This is a genomic window from Clostridium sp. 19966 (assembly GCF_032335695.1).
Taxonomy (GTDB): Bacteria; Bacillota; Clostridia; order Clostridiales; family Clostridiaceae; genus JACTOJ01.
In genome coordinates, this window is sequence record NZ_JACTOJ010000025.1 from 18139 (window position 1) to 40570 (window position 22432).

Annotated in this window: 19 protein-coding genes; 7 read left to right on the plus strand and 12 right to left on the minus strand. The window is 34.4% G+C overall.

What is annotated here, in order from left to right; all coding sequences use genetic code 11:
- Positions 1–163: 163 nt before the first annotated feature.
- Positions 164–1144 (plus strand): glycoside hydrolase family 43 protein, encoded by a 981-nt coding sequence (locus IAI10_RS19850; protein WP_315675047.1) that lies wholly within the window; start codon positions 164–166, stop codon positions 1142–1144.
- A 100-nt stretch (positions 1145–1244) separates the two neighbouring features.
- Here IAI10_RS19850 and IAI10_RS19855 read toward each other — a convergent pair whose 3' ends face one another.
- From IAI10_RS19855 to IAI10_RS19905, 11 genes are all read right to left on the minus strand, one after another.
- Positions 1245–3263 (minus strand): M4 family metallopeptidase, encoded by a 2019-nt coding sequence (locus tag IAI10_RS19855; protein ID WP_315675048.1) that lies wholly within the window; start codon positions 3261–3263, stop codon positions 1245–1247.
- A gap of 348 nt (positions 3264–3611) precedes the next feature.
- On the minus strand, positions 3612–3776 hold the full coding sequence (locus IAI10_RS19860; RefSeq protein WP_315675049.1) for a zinc-ribbon domain-containing protein: 165 nt from the start codon (positions 3774–3776) through the stop codon (positions 3612–3614).
- A gap of 242 nt (positions 3777–4018) precedes the next feature.
- Positions 4019–4876, minus strand: coding sequence for a DegV family protein (locus IAI10_RS19865; protein WP_315675050.1), 858 nt, complete (start codon positions 4874–4876; stop codon positions 4019–4021).
- A 131-nt stretch (positions 4877–5007) separates the two neighbouring features.
- Positions 5008–6459: a DEAD/DEAH box helicase gene (locus IAI10_RS19870; RefSeq protein ID WP_315675051.1), complete on the minus strand. Its 1452-nt coding sequence runs from the start codon at positions 6457–6459 to the stop codon at positions 5008–5010.
- Positions 6460–6648: 189 nt separating this feature from the next.
- Positions 6649–7215 carry a pyridoxal 5'-phosphate synthase glutaminase subunit PdxT gene (gene pdxT, locus IAI10_RS19875; protein ID WP_315675052.1) on the minus strand — a complete coding sequence of 189 codons (567 nt, stop codon included), beginning with the start codon at positions 7213–7215 and terminating at the stop codon, positions 6649–6651.
- Position 7216: 1 nt separating this feature from the next.
- Positions 7217–8086: a pyridoxal 5'-phosphate synthase lyase subunit PdxS gene (pdxS, locus tag IAI10_RS19880; RefSeq protein WP_315675053.1), complete on the minus strand. Its 870-nt coding sequence runs from the start codon at positions 8084–8086 to the stop codon at positions 7217–7219.
- A gap of 97 nt (positions 8087–8183) precedes the next feature.
- Complete coding sequence (locus IAI10_RS19885; protein ID WP_315675054.1) at positions 8184–9278, minus strand: ABC transporter permease; 1095 nt, start codon at positions 9276–9278, stop codon at positions 8184–8186.
- Between the two features lies 1 nt (position 9279).
- Positions 9280–10449 (minus strand): ABC transporter permease, encoded by a 1170-nt coding sequence (locus tag IAI10_RS19890; RefSeq protein WP_315675055.1) that lies wholly within the window; start codon positions 10447–10449, stop codon positions 9280–9282.
- 11 nt (positions 10450–10460) lie between these two features.
- Positions 10461–11396 (minus strand): ABC transporter ATP-binding protein, encoded by a 936-nt coding sequence (locus IAI10_RS19895; RefSeq protein WP_315675056.1) that lies wholly within the window; start codon positions 11394–11396, stop codon positions 10461–10463.
- Between the two features lie 85 nt (positions 11397–11481).
- Complete coding sequence (locus tag IAI10_RS19900) at positions 11482–12132, minus strand: response regulator transcription factor (RefSeq protein ID WP_315675057.1); 651 nt, start codon at positions 12130–12132, stop codon at positions 11482–11484.
- 340 nt (positions 12133–12472) lie between these two features.
- On the minus strand, positions 12473–13624 hold the full coding sequence (locus IAI10_RS19905; protein ID WP_315675058.1) for a sensor histidine kinase: 1152 nt from the start codon (positions 13622–13624) through the stop codon (positions 12473–12475).
- Between the two features lie 70 nt (positions 13625–13694).
- Between IAI10_RS19905 and IAI10_RS19910 the strand changes: the two genes are divergently transcribed.
- Both IAI10_RS19910 and IAI10_RS19915 read left to right on the plus strand, forming a co-directional pair.
- Positions 13695–14879 (plus strand): sensor histidine kinase, encoded by a 1185-nt coding sequence (locus tag IAI10_RS19910; protein WP_315675059.1) that lies wholly within the window; start codon positions 13695–13697, stop codon positions 14877–14879.
- Position 14880: 1 nt separating this feature from the next.
- On the plus strand, positions 14881–15531 hold the full coding sequence (locus IAI10_RS19915; protein WP_315675060.1) for a response regulator transcription factor: 651 nt from the start codon (positions 14881–14883) through the stop codon (positions 15529–15531).
- Here the strand turns inward: IAI10_RS19915 and IAI10_RS19920 are convergent.
- On the minus strand, positions 15528–16703 hold the full coding sequence (locus IAI10_RS19920) for a YibE/F family protein (protein WP_315675061.1): 1176 nt from the start codon (positions 16701–16703) through the stop codon (positions 15528–15530). The genes IAI10_RS19915 and IAI10_RS19920 overlap by 4 nt on opposite strands.
- A 229-nt stretch (positions 16704–16932) precedes the next feature.
- On the opposite strand from IAI10_RS19920, the gene IAI10_RS19925 reads away from it, so the two are divergent.
- The 4 genes from IAI10_RS19925 to IAI10_RS19940 all read left to right on the plus strand — a co-directional run bounded on the left by IAI10_RS19925 (position 16933) and on the right by IAI10_RS19940 (position 22416).
- Positions 16933–18891 (plus strand): metallophosphoesterase family protein, encoded by a 1959-nt coding sequence (locus tag IAI10_RS19925; protein WP_315675062.1) that lies wholly within the window; start codon positions 16933–16935, stop codon positions 18889–18891.
- A 178-nt stretch (positions 18892–19069) separates the two neighbouring features.
- On the plus strand, positions 19070–20005 hold the full coding sequence (locus IAI10_RS19930; RefSeq protein WP_315675063.1) for an ABC transporter ATP-binding protein: 936 nt from the start codon (positions 19070–19072) through the stop codon (positions 20003–20005).
- 10 nt (positions 20006–20015) lie between these two features.
- Complete coding sequence (locus IAI10_RS19935) at positions 20016–21197, plus strand: ABC transporter permease (protein ID WP_315675064.1); 1182 nt, start codon at positions 20016–20018, stop codon at positions 21195–21197.
- Positions 21198–21210: 13 nt separating this feature from the next.
- Positions 21211–22416 carry an ABC transporter permease gene (locus tag IAI10_RS19940; protein ID WP_315675065.1) on the plus strand — a complete coding sequence of 402 codons (1206 nt, stop codon included), beginning with the start codon at positions 21211–21213 and terminating at the stop codon, positions 22414–22416.
- Positions 22417–22432 lie beyond the last annotated feature (16 nt).

Consider the following 22432-nt stretch of genomic DNA (forward strand, 5'->3'; position numbering starts at 1 on the left):
ATTCAAATTATATTATCTTTCAAAAGTTAAATTTGTAGGGTATGGATATAAAACCTTATAACTATTTTCAGTTTAATAGGCATGATAGAATAATTTTGTAAAGGTTAACTTATAATTATCAAAGGTTTCTAACAAATAAATTTAGCTAGTAGGAGGCATCATTATGCAAAGAACTGTACAACCTAACGAGCCCTTAGTAACTCATATTTATACCGCGGATCCTTCAGCCCATGTATTCCAAGATAAAATTTACATATATCCTTCCCATGATCTTGACGAAACCGTAGAATCAAATGACAATGGAGACCAATACGGCATGACAGATTATCACATTCTATCACTTCAGGATTTCAATTCACCCTGCATAGATAATGGAGAAGCTCTTCATCTTAAAGATGTTCCTTGGGCAAGCAGCCAGATGTGGGCTCCAGATGCAGCTTATAAAAATAATACTTATTATTTATTTTTCCCTGCAAGAGATGAGGATGATATATTCAGGATAGGTGTAGCCACAAGTTCAAAACCAGAGGGGCCTTTCATCCCTCAGAAAAATTACATAAAAGGCAGCTTCAGCATCGATCCTGCCGTATTAGTGGATGATGATGAAAGAGCTTATATTTACTTTGGCGGCCTTTGGGGAGGACAATTAGAAAAATGGAGAACAGGCAGCTTTAATCCAGATGCTGAAGGACCAGATAAGGCAGCGCCTTCCATTGGGCCAAGAGTAGCCGAATTAAGCGACGACATGCTTTCTCTTAAAGAAGCCCCGCAAGAAATATCAATTGTGGATGAGTATGGTAACCCTATACTTGCCGGAGATGAGGACAAAAGATACTTTGAGGGACCATGGATGCATAAATACAATGGTTATTATTATCTTTCCTACTCTACAGGTACTACTCATTATATAGTATATGCCATGAGTAAGAATCCTAAGGGACCTTTTACTTTTAAGGGAAGAATACTTAATCCTGTAATAGGTTGGACTACTCATCATTCCATAGTCCAATTTAAAGATAAGTGGTATCTATTCTATCATGACAGTTCTTTATCTAAAGGAGAAGATAACAAACGCTGCGTAAAGTATACAGAGCTTACCTATAACGATGATGGAACAATAAGAACTATCTATCTAGATAATTAGTTATAGTGATATCAAGTAATCAGCTGAAGTTATTAGCAAAAACAAAAGCTGCTGCCAAACTAGCTAATCAGTTAGCCCGGCAACAGCTTTTTTACTATTTTTAGAAGGTTGCTTTTAGACTATATTTTACCGATGTACTGTAATATCCGTTATAGCCTATTACTTTTATATAATATGTGGAAGAGGCGCTTGGAGTATAACTTATGCTCTCAGAGGTGGTTCCTCCGTTTATGGATTTTGCTACCTGAGTTCCGCTGCTATTATAAAGATATAGATCATAATCCTTCGGTAGATTTGTTAAGCTTATGCTTATAGCTTTTCCTTTAGTGGAGGTTAATTTATAATAATCTACATCAGATGAAGTGTAGATATAGGAACTATAAGTTGTTCCAGAAGTTATTGCATAAGCTTGAGCTGTAGCGTCATTGGGTTCATAAAGATCTCCGCTTCCTGTACTGCCTCCAACACCAACTGAAGTAAAGGCAGAATTTATTGCTGAAACCTCTGTGCTTGATGCACCATATAAATCAGTAGCTGCATTTACTAATGCATTTCTAGCTGCTACGAAATCAGAGCTGGCTGTAAGATATGTTGTAAGAGCCCTATAGTATATCTTTGCAGTTTCCGTATTTCCTATTGCCTGAGCCACCAGGTAAGCAGCTTTATTGGTTATGCCGCTATTTGTATGAACTCCCCCATTGTCAGAAGAGGTGCTTACATAATTGCTCATATTATCTGGCTGATCATACAATGTTGGATTTGCAAGGCTTCTTAATGCATCTCCAGATACACTAGGTGTATACACAGCTTCACCTATAACCCAATCGGAAGAACTGAAGGTCCAAGTTCCGCCATCTTTTACATCATACTTGTCATAGGTTTTTACCAATACACCAAAAACATCTGACATAGATTCATTTAAAGCTCCTGACTGATTACTGTAAGTAAGATCTGCTGTATACTGAGTTACTCCATGAGTAAGCTCATGTCCAACAACTCCCAAGTCTCCGCTCAAATAGGTGAATTCACTTCCGTCGCCATCTCCATAAACCATTTGGGTACCGTCCCAGTAAGCATTATTATAGCTACTATCATAATGAGCGGTAGATAATATACTCATCCCATTTCCATCTATGCTGTTTCTTCCGAATATATTCTTATAAAAATCATATACTACTCCAGCGTTGTAATGAGCGCTTACTTCTGCTTTTTGTGCTTCTGTAGTTAATTTAGTAGTGTTTGTTGTAACTAAGGTTCCTGGGGTGTTGTCGCTATTATTAGCAGTATAGGTTTCTATATCCCCTGTCATAGCCTTAGTCTTGTCTATTAATTCGTAAGAGCTGCCCTGCTGATATAAATTGATTGTCTTAGTACTGCCATCTACAGCAACGCCTGTTCCTGAAACTGCTCCGTCATATCTTATTTTGCTTAGCTTGTCCAAAACATCTCCAGAGCTTGCTTCTACAAACACATCCCAATTTCCTATTTCTGGCTCAGTATAATATACATTAACTTTGTATGCCTCATAAGCTTTTCCATCTTTTATTAACACTGTCTTCTCTACTGTAGGATTATTTTTTAGCTTTGAAAAACTAAATTGAGATTTAGCTATATCTATAGCCTGCTTGTCCGTTATTTTTCCGCTTTTTATATAGGATATGTCTGTAATGTCATTTATAACTGTACCGCTTATGCTTTTTACTATTCCGTCTTTGTCTACATGAACTATAAGATCTTGTCCATAAACAGGAATTCCTTTTATGGTTTGAGTTACTCTAAAATTAGTATGACCTAGTTCATCCTTTTCAACCTTTTTAACTGTAAAATTTCCGCTATTTTTAAGACCAAACAATGATTTATTTTGCTCCAAATAATTTGTCACACTTTCAGGAGTTACAGATATTTTATCTGATAGCTTTCCTGATACAGAAAATTGAAGTCCCTTGTTATTATGAAGGTTAATATTTAGTTTTCCCTGGCTGAGACTGTTAAACTTTTCTATCACTTTTGCCTTCTCATCAAGTAGAGGTTGTCCATTATTCGCATTAGCACTTGCAGGAATTGAGAATATTCCAGCAAGGCTTAATGCTAAAGCTACACTTAGAAACCTTTTTTTCATAATATTACCTCCTGTTTTTAATATTGTACTCTTAGCACCGGCGCTATTTGTATCTTATAATAAGGATAACATTTTATAAATGTAAAACAATTTATTTACCTATATTGTTTTCATTTTTTTCAAATAATCAAATTTTTCTACTTTTTGAGGTAATATTTTTTATATTTTGAAATTTTTCCAAGTGTTTTTGACAATTTGTTACTTCACTATGAGGGACATGCCTTAAAAGAATGTTTATATAAAATTCTATTTTAAATCAGTGTTGATTTTTAGTACTTACTAAAAAATATTCTACAAAAAAACAGAACCCTATGAACTAAGTTCATAGGGTGAATTGTCAAAAGTTAATTATCTTCTGAAACCTCTGTTGTTCTGTTGCTTTCTAGCTTTTCTACATTCTGGACATCTTACTGGATCATTTTCAAATCCCTTTTCCTTGTAGAAAGCCTGCTCGCCTTCAGTGAAAACAAATTCTTTTCCGCAATCCTTGCAAACTAAAGTTCTATCTGCCATTTCAACATTCCTCCTTTTTACTTGATTCAAGATTTAAAAACTGATTTACATTACGTTCCTAAAAAGAGGGAATGTTGTTAATCATGTTCAAATCTTCAGATGAAAACTTCCATCCTTAATTTTGATTATAGCATACTTATTATTAAGTTGCAATATGTTTATAAATGCATATTTAAACGTTTAATGTGCTGAATTTGCACGGTTTGTGCAAATATGAACAAGCCGCATCAACAAGTATGTTTTTACCTTATATCCCTTTTTGTGTAATAAGCTATTCCTATAGCTCCAGGTCCCACATGAACTCCTATGACAGGTCCAATATCTCCTATAGAAACTTTGACCTTTAATTTTTCCTCTATGGATTTTGCCAATTCGAGAGCTTCATCATAGCAATTAATATGATGAACAGTAGCTTCCATAAATCCTCCAACTTCAATATCTTGAAGCATTTTTTCAAGCATGGCAGCTATAGCTTTTTTCTTTGTTCTTATCTTTCCAAGCACTGCAGTTTTTCCATTTTCCACTGTAAGTATTGGAATTATATTAAGAAAACTTCCAATAAGTGCACTAGCTCCTCCTATTCTTCCTCCCTTTTTTAAATACTCTAGATTATCTGGTATAAACATAAATCTGCTTCTCTTGCTCATAGATTGTACCAAAGCTTTAACCTCTTCTAGGTTTTTCCCTTCCTTGGAAGCTCTGGCCCCTACTATAGCATGATATCCAAGCTGCATGCTGTTTGTGCCTGAATCCACTATTTCTATTTGTGCATCCTTATAGTTCTCTAATATCATATCCTTAGCGATGTGTGCTGTGGAGTATGTTCCGCTCATATCAGAAGATATAAAAACTCCCAATAAGCTATCCCCATTTTCCACAACCTGCTTCATTTGGTCATAAAATTCTCCAATAGCAGGTTGAGATGACATAGGTATACCCTTTATAGCCATTTTTTTATAAAATTCCTTGTTATCAATATCTACTTCCCTAAAGCTTTCATCTTGAAACTTTACATTCAGGGAAATTACTCTTATATCTAGTTCGCTAACTAATTTTTTATCAATGTAACTTGTGCTATCTGTTAATATTTTTACAGCCATAATATATCTCTCCATTTAAATTATAATCTAATTCTTAACTCTTCTATATTATAGCATTGTTTTCCAAATATAATATATGATTATTTTGAGTTTATATAGAAAGCATTATATAATCTTCACCAAAATACAGTTTATTTCTTGCTTTCAGCCCTTTCTACTTTTATTACTTTTCCTTTTATAGGCTTATTTTGTAAAGCCTTAAGCACTTTAGTCCCTTTTCCGTTAAGTATATCCACATAGGATATATAATCTAGTATATCTATTATTCCAATGTCTTCTGGGCTTACTCCCTCAATATTAGTTATAGCTCCCACTATATCTCCTGCTCTAAGCTTCTTCTTTTTTCCTGCACCCAAATATATTTTAGTGATATCTTTAGAAAGCACACTTCCCTTATCCGCTTTTAGCTGAGGCTGGGTTTTGATTTTATCATTAAACTCTTTTCTGGCAAGTTTAACCTCTTCATTAGAAGGTTCCTCTTTCTTTTTTAGCTTGAAACCTACATATTCTTCTATGGAAGCCAAAAACTTATCCTCGTAAGGAGTTATAAACGTTATAGCTTTTCCTTCTTTGCCAGCTCTTCCTGTTCTTCCTATTCTATGTACATAGCTTTCTTTTTCCAGTGGTATATCATAATTTATTATATGAGTTACATTTTCTACATCAATTCCCCTGGCTGCTACATCTGTTGCTATGAGATATCTAAATTCCCCTCTTTTGAAGTTTCTTATACCCTCCAACCTTTCATTTTGAAGAAGTCCACCGTGAAGAGCCTCACATGGATACTTCTTCTCCTTCAATTTTGCTACAAGCATATCCACATTTTCTTTAGTTCTGCAAAATATTATGCAGCTGTCTGGATTCTCTGTTATTAAAATTTTATTTAAAAGTATATCCTTCTGCTTTTCTTCTATTTTATATAATATATGCTCTATCTTTTGAGTGGTCATCTCAGTTGGATTAATCTCAACCTTTTCAGGCTTTTTCATATATTTAACACATATTTTTTCTATTTCTTCTGGAACTGTAGCAGAGAATAGAAGAGTCACTCTATCTTTAGGAATTTTTTTGATTATAGCTTCCACTTGATCAATGAAACCCATGTTAAGCATTTCGTCCGCTTCATCCAGCACAAGATATTTTATACCTTCAAGATTCAAGGTTCCTCTCTCAATATGGTCGAAGGTTCTTCCAGGGGTTCCAGCTACTATGTGAACTCTTTGACGGAGTTCTCTTTTCTGCACTTCGAAAGGCTGCTTTCCAAATAGAGCAGCACATCTCACTCTTTTTATTCTGCCTATGTTAGATATATCTTCCTTTATTTGAACACATAATTCTCTAGTTGGAGAAAGCACTAATACCTGCACTAAATTATCTTCAATATCTACTTTCTCACACAAGGGAATTCCAAAAGCCGCTGTCTTTCCGCTGCCTGTTTGAGACTTTACGATGAGATCTTTATCCTGAAGCACAAGAGGTATGACCTTGCTTTGAACCTCTGATGGCTGCTTATACCCTAATTTGTCTATTGCATCTATTATATTTTTGTTTATCTTAAAGTCTTTAAATTCTGTATTTGACATTATTATTTCCTCACTTATTTTGACTTTTACCATAGCTATGAAAATTTATAAAATAGCTTACTTCAATTATTATACCCTGTAAAACTAAAATATCCTACAAGTTTATTTAAAAGCTTACTAATATATAAAGGCTACACTATAAAATGCCCGTTAAGCTTTTTTACAGCATAGCCTATTTTATAATTTTGTTTAACTGCACATAGAAATAAAATACCTATGAAACTCTAAATTATCTGTAAGTTCAGGATGAAAAGAAGTAACTAACATATTTTTTTCTCTAGCCGCCACTATATTGCCATTAAATTCATGAAGAATTTGAACATCTCTACCAACCTTCACAATATAAGGAGCCCTTATAAATACTAGAGGAATGGTATCAGAGGATATGCCTTCTACTGATTCCTGAACCCTAAAGCTGTCTATCTGACTGCCAAAAGCATTTCTCCTCACTTCAATGTCCATAACAGCTAAATGAGTTCTAGTGTCATTTTGTATGTTTTTAGCAAGCAATATCATGCCTGCACAAGTTCCCCATACAGCCAGTCCAGAATTTATTTTTTTATGCAGTGGCTCAAATAAATGGGTATCCCTAAGAAGCTTACCAATAGTAGTGCTTTCTCCTCCTGGCAAAATTATTCCCTGAAGTCCTTCTAAATCAGCAGCTTTTTTTACTTCTATTGGTTCAACTCCTAAAGCCTTCAAATGCTTTAGATGCTCTATTACCCCGCCTTGAAAGGCAAGTACTCCAATCTTCATATTACCAGCCTCTTTCAGCATATTTATTGCTTATATCCTTTATGTCTAATCCGAACATAGGCTCTCCTAAATCAGCTGATACTTCTGCTAATTTATCTGCATCATCATAATAGGTTGTTGCAAGTACTATAGCTTTTGCTCTCTTCTCTGGATTGCTTGATTTAAATATGCCTGACCCCACAAACACTCCTTCTGATCCAAGCTGCATCATGAGTGCTGCATCTGCTGGAGTTGCAATTCCGCCTGCCGCGAAATTAACTACAGGAAGCTTACCCTCATTCCAGATATACTTAACTAAATCAAAAGGTGCTGCTAATTCTTTTGCAATAGTCATAAGTTCCTCTTCAGGAGCATTCTTAATTTTTCTTATTTCATCTGTCACCTTTCTCATATGTCTTACTGCTTCTACTACATTTCCGGTACCAGCCTCTCCCTTGGTTCTTATCATGGATGCTCCTTCTCCGATTCTCCTCAGCGCTTCTCCTAAATTTGTAGCTCCGCATACAAATGGAACCTTAAAATCGTTCTTATTTATATGATAAGCCTCATCTGCTGGAGTTAAAACTTCACTCTCATCTATAAAATCAACGCCAAGACTCTGAAGAATCTGCGCTTCGACAAAGTGTCCTATTCTTGCCTTTGCCATAACAGGTATGGATACAGCCGCTTTTATTTCCTTTATCATCTTAGGATCAGACATCCTTGCAACTCCGCCTTGCTTTCTAATATCTGATGGAACTCTCTCAAGAGCCATAACTGCACATGCTCCTGCTTTTTCAGCTATTTCAGCTTCCTTTGCATTTGTAACATCCATTATAACTCCGCCCTTTAGCATTTGAGCTAAGTTTTTGTTTAAATCATATCTCTCCATAATGAAACCTCCAAATTTATAATTTTTAATTTCATGCATGAACATATTTAAATTATAAACTCAGAGTAGCCTTTCTCAAAATGTATCGGTACAATTTTTAATTGTCAACCTTTCCTAAAAAACTTCTCGCCTTTATGCTTCCAGCTGTGAACATCGCCACAGTCATAAGAAGCATTATAATGCTGTTGGGAAACAGTTTCGAGCTTGTGATGCTATCTATAGCCCAATAATGCGGTGTAAGCTTTGCTATACTTTTTACTATTATTGATACATTACTATTGGATGCCTGGGCAAAAGTGCTTAGTATTATGCTTACAGCACTATATAAAGTTAATATATTGGACACCACTGCTGCATTATTAAATACTCTTGTCGCCATAAGAGCAGCACTCAAAGAAAATAAACTAGACAGTATTATATTGGCAAAAATTATGTGAAGGCTTACCAGCTGAAAACCTAAAATAAATTTACTTGCTGCTATTACAAATATGCTCATAGATATCTGAGCTAAAAAGATTGCTAAATAGAAACTTCCTATTATCTCATACCCTCTGTTAGCTGTGGTTAATGTTCTTAGGAGCACCTTATCATTTCTAAGTGCTAACATTTCCGTTGCTATATTAGTGGAAGATAATATAATGCAGTATATCACCATATACACTGTTAAAAAAAGTGTATTCCCTAGGGGAGACTTTTTATAGTCCACATTTATATTTATAAGCTTCTTATTAAGCTCATTAGCATTTTTTATCAAGCCCTTATTGATCAAAATTTGAGTCTCTAATTTTTCATTTACCTTTTTATCTATTTGTACTTCCAAGGATGATGCCCCTGATTTTTCTCTCTTAAAGCTTTCAATTGTAGGCTTTTCTCCGCTTTTTATTTTTTCACTGAAGTCTTCAGGTATGCAGTATACAGCAGCTACATCATTCTGCTCAAGTAATTTGTCTGCCGATTTTTCATCATTTATAAAAATGTTTTTTGATACCCCTAATTCTTTTAGCATCTCACTTCCCATTTGTCCTTTATCCTCTACATTGAAAGCTACTGAGCTTGAATCCACGTATCTGTCTCCAGAAAACATATAATTTATACCTATTACAGTAAGCAAAGGAATTATTAAAAGAGAAAATATATTTGTACCTTTTTTCATAAATCTTTTATAATTTACAAAAGTTAATGCAGATAACATCTTAACCCCTCCCCCATCTTACTTTTACGCCTATAAGGCTCACTCCATACATTATTATGGACAATATTATCATAATGCCTATATAAGGAGCTATTGATTGAAAACTGTTATATATAATAAGATTGTTGTAGCTTTTAGTCAGCAATATTCCTGGTGAAAATTCATTTAAAGCTTTAAATACTTGAATATTTATCTTTTCAGGCGGTATAAACATACCTCCTATGAGCATTTGCGCAATAGTGATTGCACTAATAAAAGCTGTAGAAAATTTCTTGCTTGTGAAGCTCCATAAAATAGCAGATAAAGCTACTGTAAGCATGCTTTGAACAAATACAGCAATAACTAAAAGCAGTAATGAACAATCAAAAGACAACCTTAAAAAGCGAAACACTAAAATGTATATTAAATAAAATATAAAAGAAAATATGAAATTCATCACCATATTGTAATTAAAATATTCAAATCTGGTTATAGGTGCCGACATCATTCTCTTCTCCATACCATTTTCTTTCTCCATAAAGCTGGCAATAACCACATTTCCTGCCATCATAACAAACATGAAGGCTAAAAATGATGTGGAATAATATTCATAGGAATTTAGACTTTTTTTATTTTTCACAATATTATTTTCTATCAATTCTTTTGCATTATTCTCATTGATATCTGCTTGCACCTTTGATAAAAGCTGCTTCTTGTCCTCCTGTGAAATAGCTTCTTTATCTATATTTCTCCATATTAAAAGCTGATGAGATAAACTTTTATTGTAGCTCTCAAGTATTTGAGAAATTATGCTTACATTATTATCATTTCCAGAGGAGTTCACCTTTATATTTACTTTAGCCTCCTTTTCACCTAACACGTTTATTTCATAACCTTTAGGTATTGTAACTGTATATCCCGCCTCCTTTTCATTGTCCTTAATATCCAGCAGCTTTTTAACTTCATTGTCGCTAAACACATTTTTCATAGCTTTTGAATAATCTGTATCATCTTGATCTGCTACATAAACCTTGAGCCTATTAATCTCTAGGCTAGGATTCATAGTATACTTCTGGGCGTAACCTACTATAAGGCTAAGTACCACAGGAAACATTATATATACAAAGAGCAAAGCTGCCATATTTTTTACCGTTGACTTAAAAATAAGCTTCACATATACTAAAATTTTCAATGCTTTACCTCCTAATCCCTTAATTTTTTTCCTGTAAGCTTTAAAAATACTTCTTCTAAAGATACATCCTCAAAATTTATGGATTTTAAATCTGCCTTTGAAGCTTCTATTAGCTTTAAGGCTTCCATTAGCTTAAAATCTTTTTCTCGTATGACAAGCTTTAAATCGTTGCCTTCTGCTTGGCAATCCTTCACTCCTTCTAGTACTCTTATATTATTTATAATGTTTTCCGAAATCTTGTCCAAAGAAATGATTGCTTTATTCTCCCCAGCTACCATGGATTTTATCTTTTTTTTGCTTCCATAAGCTATCTCTTTACCTAGATCAATAATGAAGATATTTTCGCAAAGGTGTTCAACCTCTTCCATGTAGTGAGAGGTATATATCACTGTAGTTTTTCTCTCTTTATTTATTTTCTTCGTAAATTCAAAAATGTGATTTCTCGATTGAGGATCTATACCTACAGTAGGTTCATCCATTATAAGTATTTTGGGATGATGCATTATGGCCGCCGCTATATTAAGCCTTCGCTTCATACCTCCCGAAAATTTCTTAACCATTTCTTTTCTTTTTTCCGTAAGCCCTGTTATTTCAAGCACTTCATCTATTCTTTCCTTAAGTATTTTTCCCTTTAAACCATATAGAGCTCCAAAAAACTCTAGATTATCATAGGCAGAAACTGTGCTCATTACAGCCACTTCTTGAGGAACTACTCCTATGAGTCTTTTAGCTTCTACAGCTTCTTTCCTTATGGAATGACCGCCGATGAGTATTTCCCCACCGCCGTCCATTACTCCAGTCATAATATTTATCAAAGTAGATTTACCTGCACCATTGGGACCTATAAGTCCAAACATCTCTCCTTCTTCTACATTAAAAGAAACATTATCCAGCACTAATTTATCCTTGAATCTTTTAGTTACGTTTTTCACTTCAATCATACTCATAAAAAAACCTCCTTGCTCCCTATAAATAAATTATATAGAGTTCAAGAAGGTTTTTAAATTGCCCTAAGTAACTACTTAAATTACTTTAGTCACTTATCCCATTCTTAAAGGCAAATATGGCCAGCTGAGTTCTGTCTCTCAAGCTAAGCTTTGAAAGTATAGTGCTTATATTATTTTTTATGGTTCCCTCTGTTAAAAATAGCTTCTCTGCAATCTCCTTATTGCTAAGTCCATTAGCTATCTCTCTTATTATAGACAGCTCTTTATGGGACATATCGTATTTATTGCAGATTTCATCATCATCATATATCTTTTCAGGAGTATTCTCTAATATCTTATTAGCCACTTGTTGATGCACCACCACAGTTCCTTCCATTGCCGCTTTTATGCTTTCATGTATTAAATCATAGGAGCTGTCCTTTAATATATATCCACAAGCACCATATTTTAAAGCTTCATGTATATATTCCACATCATTGAAGGTAGTAAGTATGAGTATCTTAATGTTTTTAAATTCTTCTTTTATGAGTTTTGTCCCAAGTACCCCATCCCACTGAGGCATTCTTATATCCATTAATACCACATCTATAGCCTTAGTCCTGCACAGCTTTAAAGCTTCCTTTCCGTTTTCACCAGTTCCCACCACTTCCAAATCCTCATAGCTTGAAAGTATTATTTTAAGCCCTTCTGTTATTAATCTTTCATCATCCACCAAGGCTATTTTAATTTTTTTCATAACTTCCCCCTCATCAGCCTGACATGTATTTTAATTTTTGGTTCTGTTTTAAATAAGTGTTGATTTTTACACTTATTTAAAACTTCATTCCGTTGGGAAGGCTATGTTTTAAAATGTTGATATTATCGTTTGAGTTCTAGGAACTGTTAGGGATTGCGACTTATAATTGGCGTAATTTTGCTCACGGACGAGCAAAGCCATTCAAGCGCCATGGATGGCGAATTTGAATGGGTAGCCAATTATAACAAAGCGGCCCTTAGAGTTTCTTTACGAAAAACGCCTTTATCAACATTCTTTTAAAACATAGCCTAATTTTTATGCTTTTTAAAAAATACCTATATTAAAACAAAATTTTTGATTTTATTTTGATTTTTATTAGAAAGCCTTGTCCTTTTTTACTATTATATTCTGCGGTTCCTCCAAGTTCACCAACTCTTTCCCATATGCTTTTGAGGCCTACTCCCTTTTCTACACTATCTGTGCCAACTCCATTGTCTTCAAGGGTCAATGTTAAATCTTCTTCACCAAAATCCATAAATATATTTACTCTGGAGGCCCTTCCATGTCTTAAGGAGTTGGATAAAAACTCCTGAACTACTCGGTAGATTACAAAAGATTGATCAGAATTAAGTGTCCACTTTTCCTTTGAAAAGCCTAATCTCACATCTATACCTGTAAGCTTTTCAAAATTTCTTATCATATCTTCCACTGCTAGTATGCCTTCATATATTTCAAATTCTCTTGGCTTCATTTCCCGTACTGCGGCTCTTACCTCTTGGAGGCTGTTTCTCGCATATTCACTTAATTTCGCTGCCATCTTAGCCGCGGTCTCCCCATCCTGCCTTGTAATTTGCTCTATGGCACCTAATTGTATTATCATAGCAGATAAATTATGGCCTATGCTGTCATGAAGTTCTCTAGATATTCTGTTCCTTTCCCTGAGAGTAGTAAGCTCCTCTATAGACCGCGCATACATCTCAAGCTCTCTATTGGCTTTTTTTAATTTATCTTCTGATATTCTAAGCTTATCATAAAACTTCTGAGCCTTAAGTTTATCCTTATACTCATTTTTGATGTAGTACAGAAACACTGAAGCAATAATCAAAGCAGACACGCTGGAGATTATTTCCGAGAGGCTTTTATCTAAAATAAGATATATCTCGGAAATTATAGCTACTCCATTTAGCAGATAGCTTAAGCTGCCCTCTAAAAGATAGGTTGTATCAATAACTGCTACAAAAAAATATGGCAAGATAATTCCTCCATAATTCTTAAAAGCTATTGTAGAAAGTATCAGTTCTAAAATTATAGATACAGCTATGCATTTCTTATTTTTTAAGTTAAAAAATCTTATTTGATTATTTATCACATATATAAAAATAAGTACTATGAAGGTATCTTCTAAAACAGCTTCCTTTAAGAATATATTGCAAGATATTAAAAGAAAAATGGAAATATATCTAAGTATTATTATAAGTCTATTTGTGCTCATATTTATACACCTCAATGCTTATATGCTATAATTAATATTATAACGATATTTCGAGAGTGAGGAATTAATATTGGAAAATAAATTTTCAGATTTACACACCCTTACGATTTGCAGATATGCTACCTATGCCGCTATATTTATTTTATCTATTATGAGAATGGATAATAATCTATATAGACAAGTCTTATTTTGTTTTTTATTCCTAATTATTTTATTAATCTCCTCCGTAAGAATATTATACACAATCCCTAAAATCAAATGGTTTATAACCTCTGTTATTATTGAAGCTATTCTAATAGCAATATTGAGCTGGATTTTTGATTCTTTTATTTTTGTATGTGCTTATGTAACTATCGTAGATATATTTTTATTTCTGGAAACTAAACCTGGAATTATCTTATCTGTATGCGTATATTTAAGCATGTTTCCTTCCTGCTTTACTTTAGAGCATAGCTCTTCTATAAAAGAAGCCTTACAAAATTATATCATGGACGTGGTTTCCATATCCTTTTTTGCAGTATGTGCTTATATTCTTAAAAGAGAAAAAGAGCTAAAATATACGCTTCAGTCCTTAAATGAAGAGCTTAGATTATCAAAGGAAGAACTTGAGGCTGCCAATAAAAAGCTTTCTGATTACGCTTCAAAAGTTGAAGAGATTTCAATACTGAATGAAAGAAACAGGCTAGCAGGTGAGATACATGACAATATAGGACATAGGCTCACTGGTCTAATAATGGAAATGGATATTTGCTCAAAACTTTTAGAAAAGGATATATCAAAAACTAAAGCAGAGCTAAGCAAAGCTTCTGACCTAGCCAGGGACACTCTAGCTGAAGTAAGAAAGTCTGTAAAAAAGATTATGCCCTCCTCTTCAGATGAGACTTCAGGAATAAATTCCATGAAAGAGCTTATAAAAAATTTTGAAAAAAATACTCGTATATTAGTTAAATTTAATGTATCGGAAAGTAGATACAAGCTCTCCCCCACTGTTGAAGTGACTCTATATAGGGCTATTCAGGAAGCCCTCACCAATAGTGCAAAACATGGAGATGTGACGGATATAGCTATTGACCTAGTTTTTAAAAATAAGAAGGTATATCTTTCAATAGCTGACAATGGGAAAGGCTGCTGCAGCCTAATAAAAGGGGTTGGGCTTAAAAGCATGGAAGAAAGAATAAATATGCTTGGAGGCACAATAGCTTTTAAAAATGTTAATGGTTTTATAATACATATTGAAATCCCTGTGGAGGTGTGAAATGAATAATATTAAGGTTTTAATAGCAGATGATCAAGCAATCATAAGAGATGGCCTAAAATTGATTTTAAATATGGAAGAAGATATATCAGTGGTAGGAGTTGCAGAAAACGGCAATGAAGCTTTCCAAATGATCTCAGAGCTTAATCCAGATGTGGTACTCATGGATATAAGAATGCCTGAATGTGATGGAGTAATGGGAACGAAGAAAATATGTGAAACTTATCCTAATACAAAAATAATCATACTTACCACCTTTAATGACGATAAATATATATTCGAAGCGCTTAAGTTTGGAGCTAAAGGCTATTTATTAAAAGATGTTAAATCCGAAGAGCTTGCCTCATCCATAAGAATGGTTATGAAAGGAAGCGTACTTATTCATCCTGAAGTAGCTATCAGAATTGTCAGCAATCTATCCTCTCAACCAGTTAAAATCCAAGAACCTTCAGAGGATCTAAACTCGCTTACTGAAAGAGAAAAAGATATCTTAAAACTCATTGCTTCTGGAAAAAACAATAAACAAATAGCTGGAGAGTTGTTCTTATCTGAAGGCACTGTTAAAAATCATATAACCAGCATTCTAAGCAAGCTATACTTAAGAGACAGAACTCAGCTTGCCCTTTATGCCAAGGAAAAAGGTATATTTTAAGCTGCAGTGTTTTTTGTTTTCTCTGAAAATACTTTTAAAAACATAAATTTTGCAGATATAAATGAAACTATAGGCACCGTTAAAATAACTGCCAAGCTTCCAGTTATCCCTTGAATTATTTCCACATTAACCATGTCCATATTAATCAGCTGATAATAGGATACGTTATAGTAATAAATTATTATAAGCATATTTATAGATGCACCAGTAAAGGCAAGTATAAGCGTATTTGCCATGGTGCCCATCATATCTTTTCCCACATTCATTCCTGAAATAAAAAGTTCTTTTGATCCTTTATCTGGGTTAGACTGATGTATCTCTTGAATGGAGGATGCTATGGACATACTAAGATCCATTGCAGCTCCCAAGGCTGCGATAAGGACTCCTGCAAACAGCAGCCAATAAACCTGCATGCCAGATTGTGTAGAAATCATACTTAGAGTTTCTCCATCTTTAGTGTTAAGTCCAGAAACATGAGTAAGCTGACCAACTATAAAAGCTATTATCCCAGCCAAAAATGTACCTATCACTGTACCTAATATAGCCGATATAGTTTTTGCCTTAATACCATTTAAAAGAGTTAAGCTCACTACGGTAACCAGGAGTACGATTATCATAGAAGCTACCACTGGCGAATAGCCCCTATACAACATAGGTATGTAAAGAAATATTATGCATACGAAGGTAAACAGTAATCCTAACACGGATTTAAGTCCTTTCTTCCCTCCGACTATGCATAAAGCTGCAAAGAAAATAATTATGAAAACATATTGTACCGGAGCTCTATTGTAGCTATAAACTATAACTCCATAATTTCCGTTAGTGCTATCTATCTCTGCAACAAATTTTATTCCTTGAGTTAAATAAACATTGTGAGTATCTGATAGATAATTTTCTACAGTCTTTACTTCATTTTTGTGTTCACCAGTAAGAATTTTTATTTTTAAATCCTGTGAACCTAAATACATACCTTTTACATCAGGATATGGACTTAAGGACTGTTTTTCTATACTTAATACCTCTGCTTTCTCATATTTTACAGAAGAATTTTTTTGCTTAACATTTATTCTGGAAGGTACATTAGCATTAAATATATATAAAAATGCTGCAAAGCATACCATGATTAATATTCCAAGTAGTATATTATCAATATTTTTATTTTTCAAATTCATACTATTACTCCTAATTCTAAAATTTATTTATACAAGGTAAGCACTCTTACTTATTACCTAATATACAAATTATATCTTCATCAGGTTAATTTTTCGTTAAAATATGCCTTTATATTAGGAAAAATTGTTAAATATTGTTCACCGCAAAATTACATCACCTTTACATAATATTGTAAGTAAAGATTTATAATACCTTTGTAACAAATATATTTTGTAAAGGGGTATGTATATGAAACACAGCAAAAAAATAGCTGCAATCACCTTGCTTATGACTGTAACTCTTTCATTGACTCAGCTTCCCGGAAGGAGCGGAGTTAAAGTATTGGCAGACAGCACTAATACTACCACAACTATCACAAACATAGTGCTTAGTCCTGGAGCTAACTCTTCAGAGCTGTACTTAAATTGGTATTCCAATAATGCCTCTACTGCGAGTATTGCACAATTCGCTTTGAAATCAGACTATGTTAACGGAGTATTTCCAGAAGGCAAAGCTAAAGTCTTCATGGGAACAAAGGGAAATGCTAAAGACGGTTTTTCTTACAATAAGGTAACTGCAAATGGTTTTAAAGATTCTACTGAATATGTATATCGTGTGGGAGACGGAACAAACTGGAGCCCGATTTACAATTACACTACACATCAATCCTCCAGCTTCAGTTTCTTTGTAGCAGGAGATCCTCAAATCGGCGCCAGCGGAGATATAAACAAGGATTCAGCCGGCTGGTCAGATACCTTAAAAAAAGCGACCGGAAAATTTCCAGGCACTAATTTCTTACTTTCTGTAGGAGATCAGGTTAACAATGGAAAAGAAGTAACTAATGGTGAAAACGAAGTGGAATATACTGGATATCTTGCTCCAGATCAGTTAAGAAGCCTTCCAGTAGCAACTATTGCTGGTAACCACGAAACTTATGGTTCAGGGCATATCTACCATTTTAACTCACCAAATATGTCCACACAGTACGGAACAGCTTCTGGGGAAGCAACTACTGGCGGAGATGCCTATTTTACTTATGGAGATACTCTTTTTCTAATGCTAGATAGCAATGATACAAATGAAGATGGTCATAAGACTTTTATGGAACAAGCAATAAAAGCCAACCCAAATGCAAAATGGAAAATAGCAGTGCTTCATCATTCGGTGTACAGCTCTGCAAATCATGAAACTGACCAGGACATAATTGACAGAAGAAATTCTCTTCCTCAGATATTTGACTCTCTTGGAATAGATGTAGTATTGGACGGTCATGATCACGAATACACAAGAACTTATCAGATGAAGGGCGGTCAGGCTCAATTAAATCAAACTGTAGATAAGGATGGCAGCGTAATAAACCCAACTGGAACCCTTTATGTAACTACAAACTCTGCCAGTGGAAGTAAATACTACGAGCTAAGATCTAAGGATAATAACTATTATGAAGCAGTAAAGCAGCAATTACACGAACCCACTTTTTCATTGGTTTCTATGACAGCTGACAGCTTTACTATTACAACATACAGAACAGATGATATGTCCGTAACAGATTCTTATACTATAAAGAAGGTATCTGCACCAAATCCAACTCCAGCTCCTAATCCAGCACCAAATCCTGCGCCTCAGGATAATAATGTGACTGTTGACATAAAGAGCAACCCTGTAGTAAGCAAAGATGTGTTTAATTCAATAAAAGGACAAGACAAAACTTTAACTATAAATGGCAATAACATAACTTGGACTTTTAATGGAAAAGACATAACTTCTACAGTAACTTCAGACATAGATTTTTCACTAGCTACTGTTTCTGATTCCCTAAAAGCTAAGGAATCAGCTAAAGTAAAAGCAATTACCGGAAAGGATACTTCATTATTTCCTTTCTCCTTCACATATAGTGGACAACTTCCTGGCAAGGCCACAGTAAAGATACTTGCTGGAAGTGACTGGGCTAATAAAGCTGTAAGTGTATGCAGATACTACAGTGATAAAAATACTTATGAAACTTTAACCACTACCACTGTGGATGCTTCAGGATATTTCACCTTCACTACTGACCACTGCAGCGATTACTTCATAACTTCAGCTTCCAATATGCCTCAGACAGGAAGCTTCTTAGATCAGAATGTTATGATAGCACTAGGAATATTATTAATATCTGCAGGTGGAGCTGTATTAATAATAGCAAGAAAAAGAAAAGCAAGAGCTTAAACTTTAGCAATCTTTGACCCCTCTTTTTTATATATTCTTTTATGGAAGTTATGACGAAAGTCATAGCTTCTTTTTATTTATTCATGACCTTTGATACATCTCACTTATACAGCAATAATATAAAATTAAATCATAGAAAGAAACAATAAAACTTCTACATTATACAAGGGGGTATAAAATGAGTATTTTAAAATTAAATAATTTGATAAAAAAATATAATGAAAAAGCAGTAGTTTCAGACATAAGTCTTGAAATAGAGAAAGGTGAAGTCTTTGGACTTTTAGGTCCTAACGGCGCTGGCAAATCCACTACTATATCCATGATCTGCGGTCTTTTGAAACCCACCAGTGGTTCCATTTATTTAAATGATATAGACGCAATTAAAAATCCTTCTAGCGCTAAAAAGCTTCTAGGTCTGGTACCTCAAGAAATAGCTTTATATCCTACACTAACTGCTAAGGAAAACTTAGAGTTTTGGGGGAAAATGTACAATATCAGAGTAAGCGAACTGAAAAAAAGAGTTTCTGAGGTGTTAAATATAGTAGGTCTTGAAGACAGAAAGAATGACAAGATAGAAAGTTACTCAGGCGGCATGAAAAGAAGAATAAATATAGCTGCCGCATTGCTTCATAGACCAGAGCTTCTCATAATGGATGAACCAACAGTTGGAATAGATCCTCAATCAAGAAACCACATATTAGAAAGCGTGAAAAACTTAAATAAAGAAGGCATGACCATCATATATACAAGTCACTATATGGAAGAAGTGGAGTATCTATGCTCCAGAATAGGCATAATTGATCACGGAAAATTGCTGGCTCTGGGAGATAAAGATTCCTTAAAGAAAAGCGTCATAGATATGGATAATATTCAGCTGGAGCTCTCCTCAGTAATGCCTGCTCTGCCTGAAAATATTAAAAAAATTGAGAAGGTAAAAAATGTATCTGTAAAAGAAAATACTGTTAATATTTATTCTACTGAGAGTCAAGCCATAATAACTCCTGTGCTTTCAGAAATAGCTAAAGCGGGAATTAAGGTGTTGTCTATGAAGATTCGGGAACCAAACTTAGAGAGCGTTTTTTTAAATCTCACTGGAAGAGAATTAAGAGATTAGGGGTGATAGCATGAAAATTATTGATATAGCTCTTAAAGATTTAAAAGTCACACTAAAGGATAAACGTACTATTTTGTTGCTTGTAATTATGCCCTTAACACTCATCTTCGTATTAGGCATGGCATTATCGTCAATGTTTAATAAGGACAGCGCCGGCATAAAAGCCTTCGATGTAGCATTAGTAGATGAGGATGGCGGAAGCTATGCTAAGCAATTTAAGGACTTCCTGAATTCTAATGATATTAAAAAGATAATAAATCTAAAAAATATATCCTACGATACTGCATTAGGTAAAGTAAAAAAAGGTGAAATTCCTGTACTGATAAAAATTCCTAAGGGTTATTCTGAAGGATTAAACACTGGAAAGAAGGAAAATCTTGAGATATACAAGGATCCAGGAGATGACTTAGATGGAAAAATAGTAGAAAGCCTCGTAGCAAGCTACACTAAGGCGGCTTCTTCTATAACCAGCGGCGTAAAAGCAGCTTATCCCGTTTTTAAGACCCAAGGTATGGATAGTTCGATGCTTATACCAACGCTGTTAAAAAGCTTAGATAGTGCCGATTCTAACTTTAAGGAAAGCTCTGTAAGCAGCGATTCGCTTTCGGCTATGCAGTATTATTCTGCAGCTATGCTAGTCATGTATATTCTTTTTGTTGCCATGATGGGTACTTCTTCAATAATAGAAGAGCGTGAACAGAAAACCCTCCTAAGGCTTATGGGAAGCACCGCTAAGCGTTCTACCATAATAACCGGCAAGATACTAGGACTATTTATGATAGGCGTTTTTGAAGTCCTAGTTATCATATTGTTTACCAAATTTGTTTTTAATGTAAATTGGGGTAACTCAATAATTGCTATAGCATTAATATCTGCAGCCATGCTTATTGCTTCCTGCGGTATCGCCATGACCATAGCTACCTTGTTTAAAACTAATAGAGCCGTAGAGGCCTTTTCTTCTCCTTTTGTGATGATTATTTCTTTCATAGGCGGAAGCATGTTTCCTATATATACTATGCCGGATACCATGCAGAAAATATCTAAAATAGCCCCTAACAATTGGGCTCTAAGAGGATATATAGATGTAATGCAGGGAGGAACTGCCGCCTCTTCTATGAACTCAGTGTTGGTGCTCACCGCTATAGGCATTGTGCTTCTTGCTTTCGGAACAATAAAATTGAAGCTTAATTAGGAGGTTTTTAAGCATGAAAAAGATTTTAGATATAGCCCTATTAAAAATAAAACTAACTCTCAAAGATAAAAGTGCTATGGCAATGATGCTGGTGGCTCCTTTAATATTCGTTTTAATCTTTACTCAAGGGTTTGCCTCAAATGACAGTAAAGATGTGCGCTATCCTTTGAGTATCGTAAATAATGATAATGGCAATTACTCAAATAAATTGATAGAGCTTCTTAAGGAGGACGGTACCTTTAATATATATATTAAAAATTATGATGATGCAAAAACTTCTGTAAAAGAAGGAAAAAGTGCCTTCGCTATAGTTATTCCAAAGAATTTTTCAGAAGATATAGCTGTTGAAAAAAATCCTTCTGTTGAAACCCTAAAGCTTCAAGAGGACGGCAATACCACAGTATTAAATACCATAGTAAAAAATTATTTACTGCAAATAAGGATGGGCTCCGCCGCCTCAAACTCAGCAGTAAACGCTCTTAAATCAGCAGGTAAGTTAACAGATGGAAAATCATCAGACACTAAGACTTCAATAGAAGCCTCCTACTTCGACAGCATAAAAGCCTCCAGTGCTGGCTATGTAAGCAGCAAAGTAACCTCTACTAAAGATAATTCTGAAGCTTTATCCATTACAGCTATTGGACTTCTCATAATGTTTATAATGTTCTTCGTGACTAGAGGCGCAAACTCACTGATGGAGGAAAAGGATATAGGGACCTGGTCAAGGATTCTATCTACTCCAACTAAAAAATATAATATAATTGGAGGCTTCATATTAGGAAACTTTATATTAGGATGGATTCAAGTAGGGCTTCTAATAATTATAAGCAAGAATTTCTTTAATGTAAGCTGGGGTAATTCTGTAATTGCACTTATAATTTTATTCTCAGCCTTCATATTGGCTGTAGTAGCCTTTGGTATTTCTCTTACTTCCTTTGTAAAAAATAAAAGTCAGCTTTCAACCTTATCAACTATAATAGTTATGCCAACTTCCTTACTTGCAGGCTGCATGTGGCCAAGAGATATAATGCCAGACATTATGATAAAAATATCTAGCTTTGTGCCTCAGACCTGGGCTCTAGTTGGAATGAAAGATTTAATATCCAGAGGAGCAAGTTTAAACTCTGTAATAATGCCCTCTATCATGCTTATATTATTTACCCTGTTCTTTTTTATAGTAGCTGTTACAGCTTTAAATTTTAAAAAAGCAGCTAATTAATTTCAAGCTATAAGTT

What these genes read in the sequence shown, in the direction of transcription:
- IAI10_RS19850 (WP_315675047.1), top strand. Translation starts at nt 164, where the DNA reads ATGCAAAGAACTGTACAACCTAACGAGCCCTTAGTAACTCATATTTAT.
- IAI10_RS19855 (WP_315675048.1), bottom strand. Translation starts at nt 3,263, where the DNA reads ATGAAAAAAAGGTTTCTAAGTGTAGCTTTAGCATTAAGCCTTGCTGGA.
- IAI10_RS19860 (WP_315675049.1), bottom strand. Translation starts at nt 3,776, where the DNA reads ATGGCAGATAGAACTTTAGTTTGCAAGGATTGCGGAAAAGAATTTGTT.
- IAI10_RS19865 (WP_315675050.1), bottom strand. Translation starts at nt 4,876, where the DNA reads ATGGCTGTAAAAATATTAACAGATAGCACAAGTTACATTGATAAAAAA.
- IAI10_RS19870 (WP_315675051.1), bottom strand. Translation starts at nt 6,459, where the DNA reads ATGTCAAATACAGAATTTAAAGACTTTAAGATAAACAAAAATATAATA.
- pdxT (WP_315675052.1), bottom strand. Translation starts at nt 7,215, where the DNA reads ATGAAGATTGGAGTACTTGCCTTTCAAGGCGGGGTAATAGAGCATCTA.
- pdxS (WP_315675053.1), bottom strand. Translation starts at nt 8,086, where the DNA reads ATGGAGAGATATGATTTAAACAAAAACTTAGCTCAAATGCTAAAGGGC.
- IAI10_RS19885 (WP_315675054.1), bottom strand. Translation starts at nt 9,278, where the DNA reads ATGTTATCTGCATTAACTTTTGTAAATTATAAAAGATTTATGAAAAAA.
- IAI10_RS19895 (WP_315675056.1), bottom strand. Translation starts at nt 11,396, where the DNA reads ATGAGTATGATTGAAGTGAAAAACGTAACTAAAAGATTCAAGGATAAA.
- IAI10_RS19900 (WP_315675057.1), bottom strand. Translation starts at nt 12,132, where the DNA reads ATGAAAAAAATTAAAATAGCCTTGGTGGATGATGAAAGATTAATAACA.
- IAI10_RS19905 (WP_315675058.1), bottom strand. Translation starts at nt 13,624, where the DNA reads ATGAGCACAAATAGACTTATAATAATACTTAGATATATTTCCATTTTT.
- IAI10_RS19915 (WP_315675060.1), top strand. Translation starts at nt 14,881, where the DNA reads ATGAATAATATTAAGGTTTTAATAGCAGATGATCAAGCAATCATAAGA.
- IAI10_RS19920 (WP_315675061.1), bottom strand. Translation starts at nt 16,703, where the DNA reads ATGAATTTGAAAAATAAAAATATTGATAATATACTACTTGGAATATTA.
- IAI10_RS19925 (WP_315675062.1), top strand. Translation starts at nt 16,933, where the DNA reads ATGAAACACAGCAAAAAAATAGCTGCAATCACCTTGCTTATGACTGTA.
- IAI10_RS19930 (WP_315675063.1), top strand. Translation starts at nt 19,070, where the DNA reads ATGAGTATTTTAAAATTAAATAATTTGATAAAAAAATATAATGAAAAA.
- IAI10_RS19935 (WP_315675064.1), top strand. Translation starts at nt 20,016, where the DNA reads ATGAAAATTATTGATATAGCTCTTAAAGATTTAAAAGTCACACTAAAG.
- IAI10_RS19940 (WP_315675065.1), top strand. Translation starts at nt 21,211, where the DNA reads ATGAAAAAGATTTTAGATATAGCCCTATTAAAAATAAAACTAACTCTC.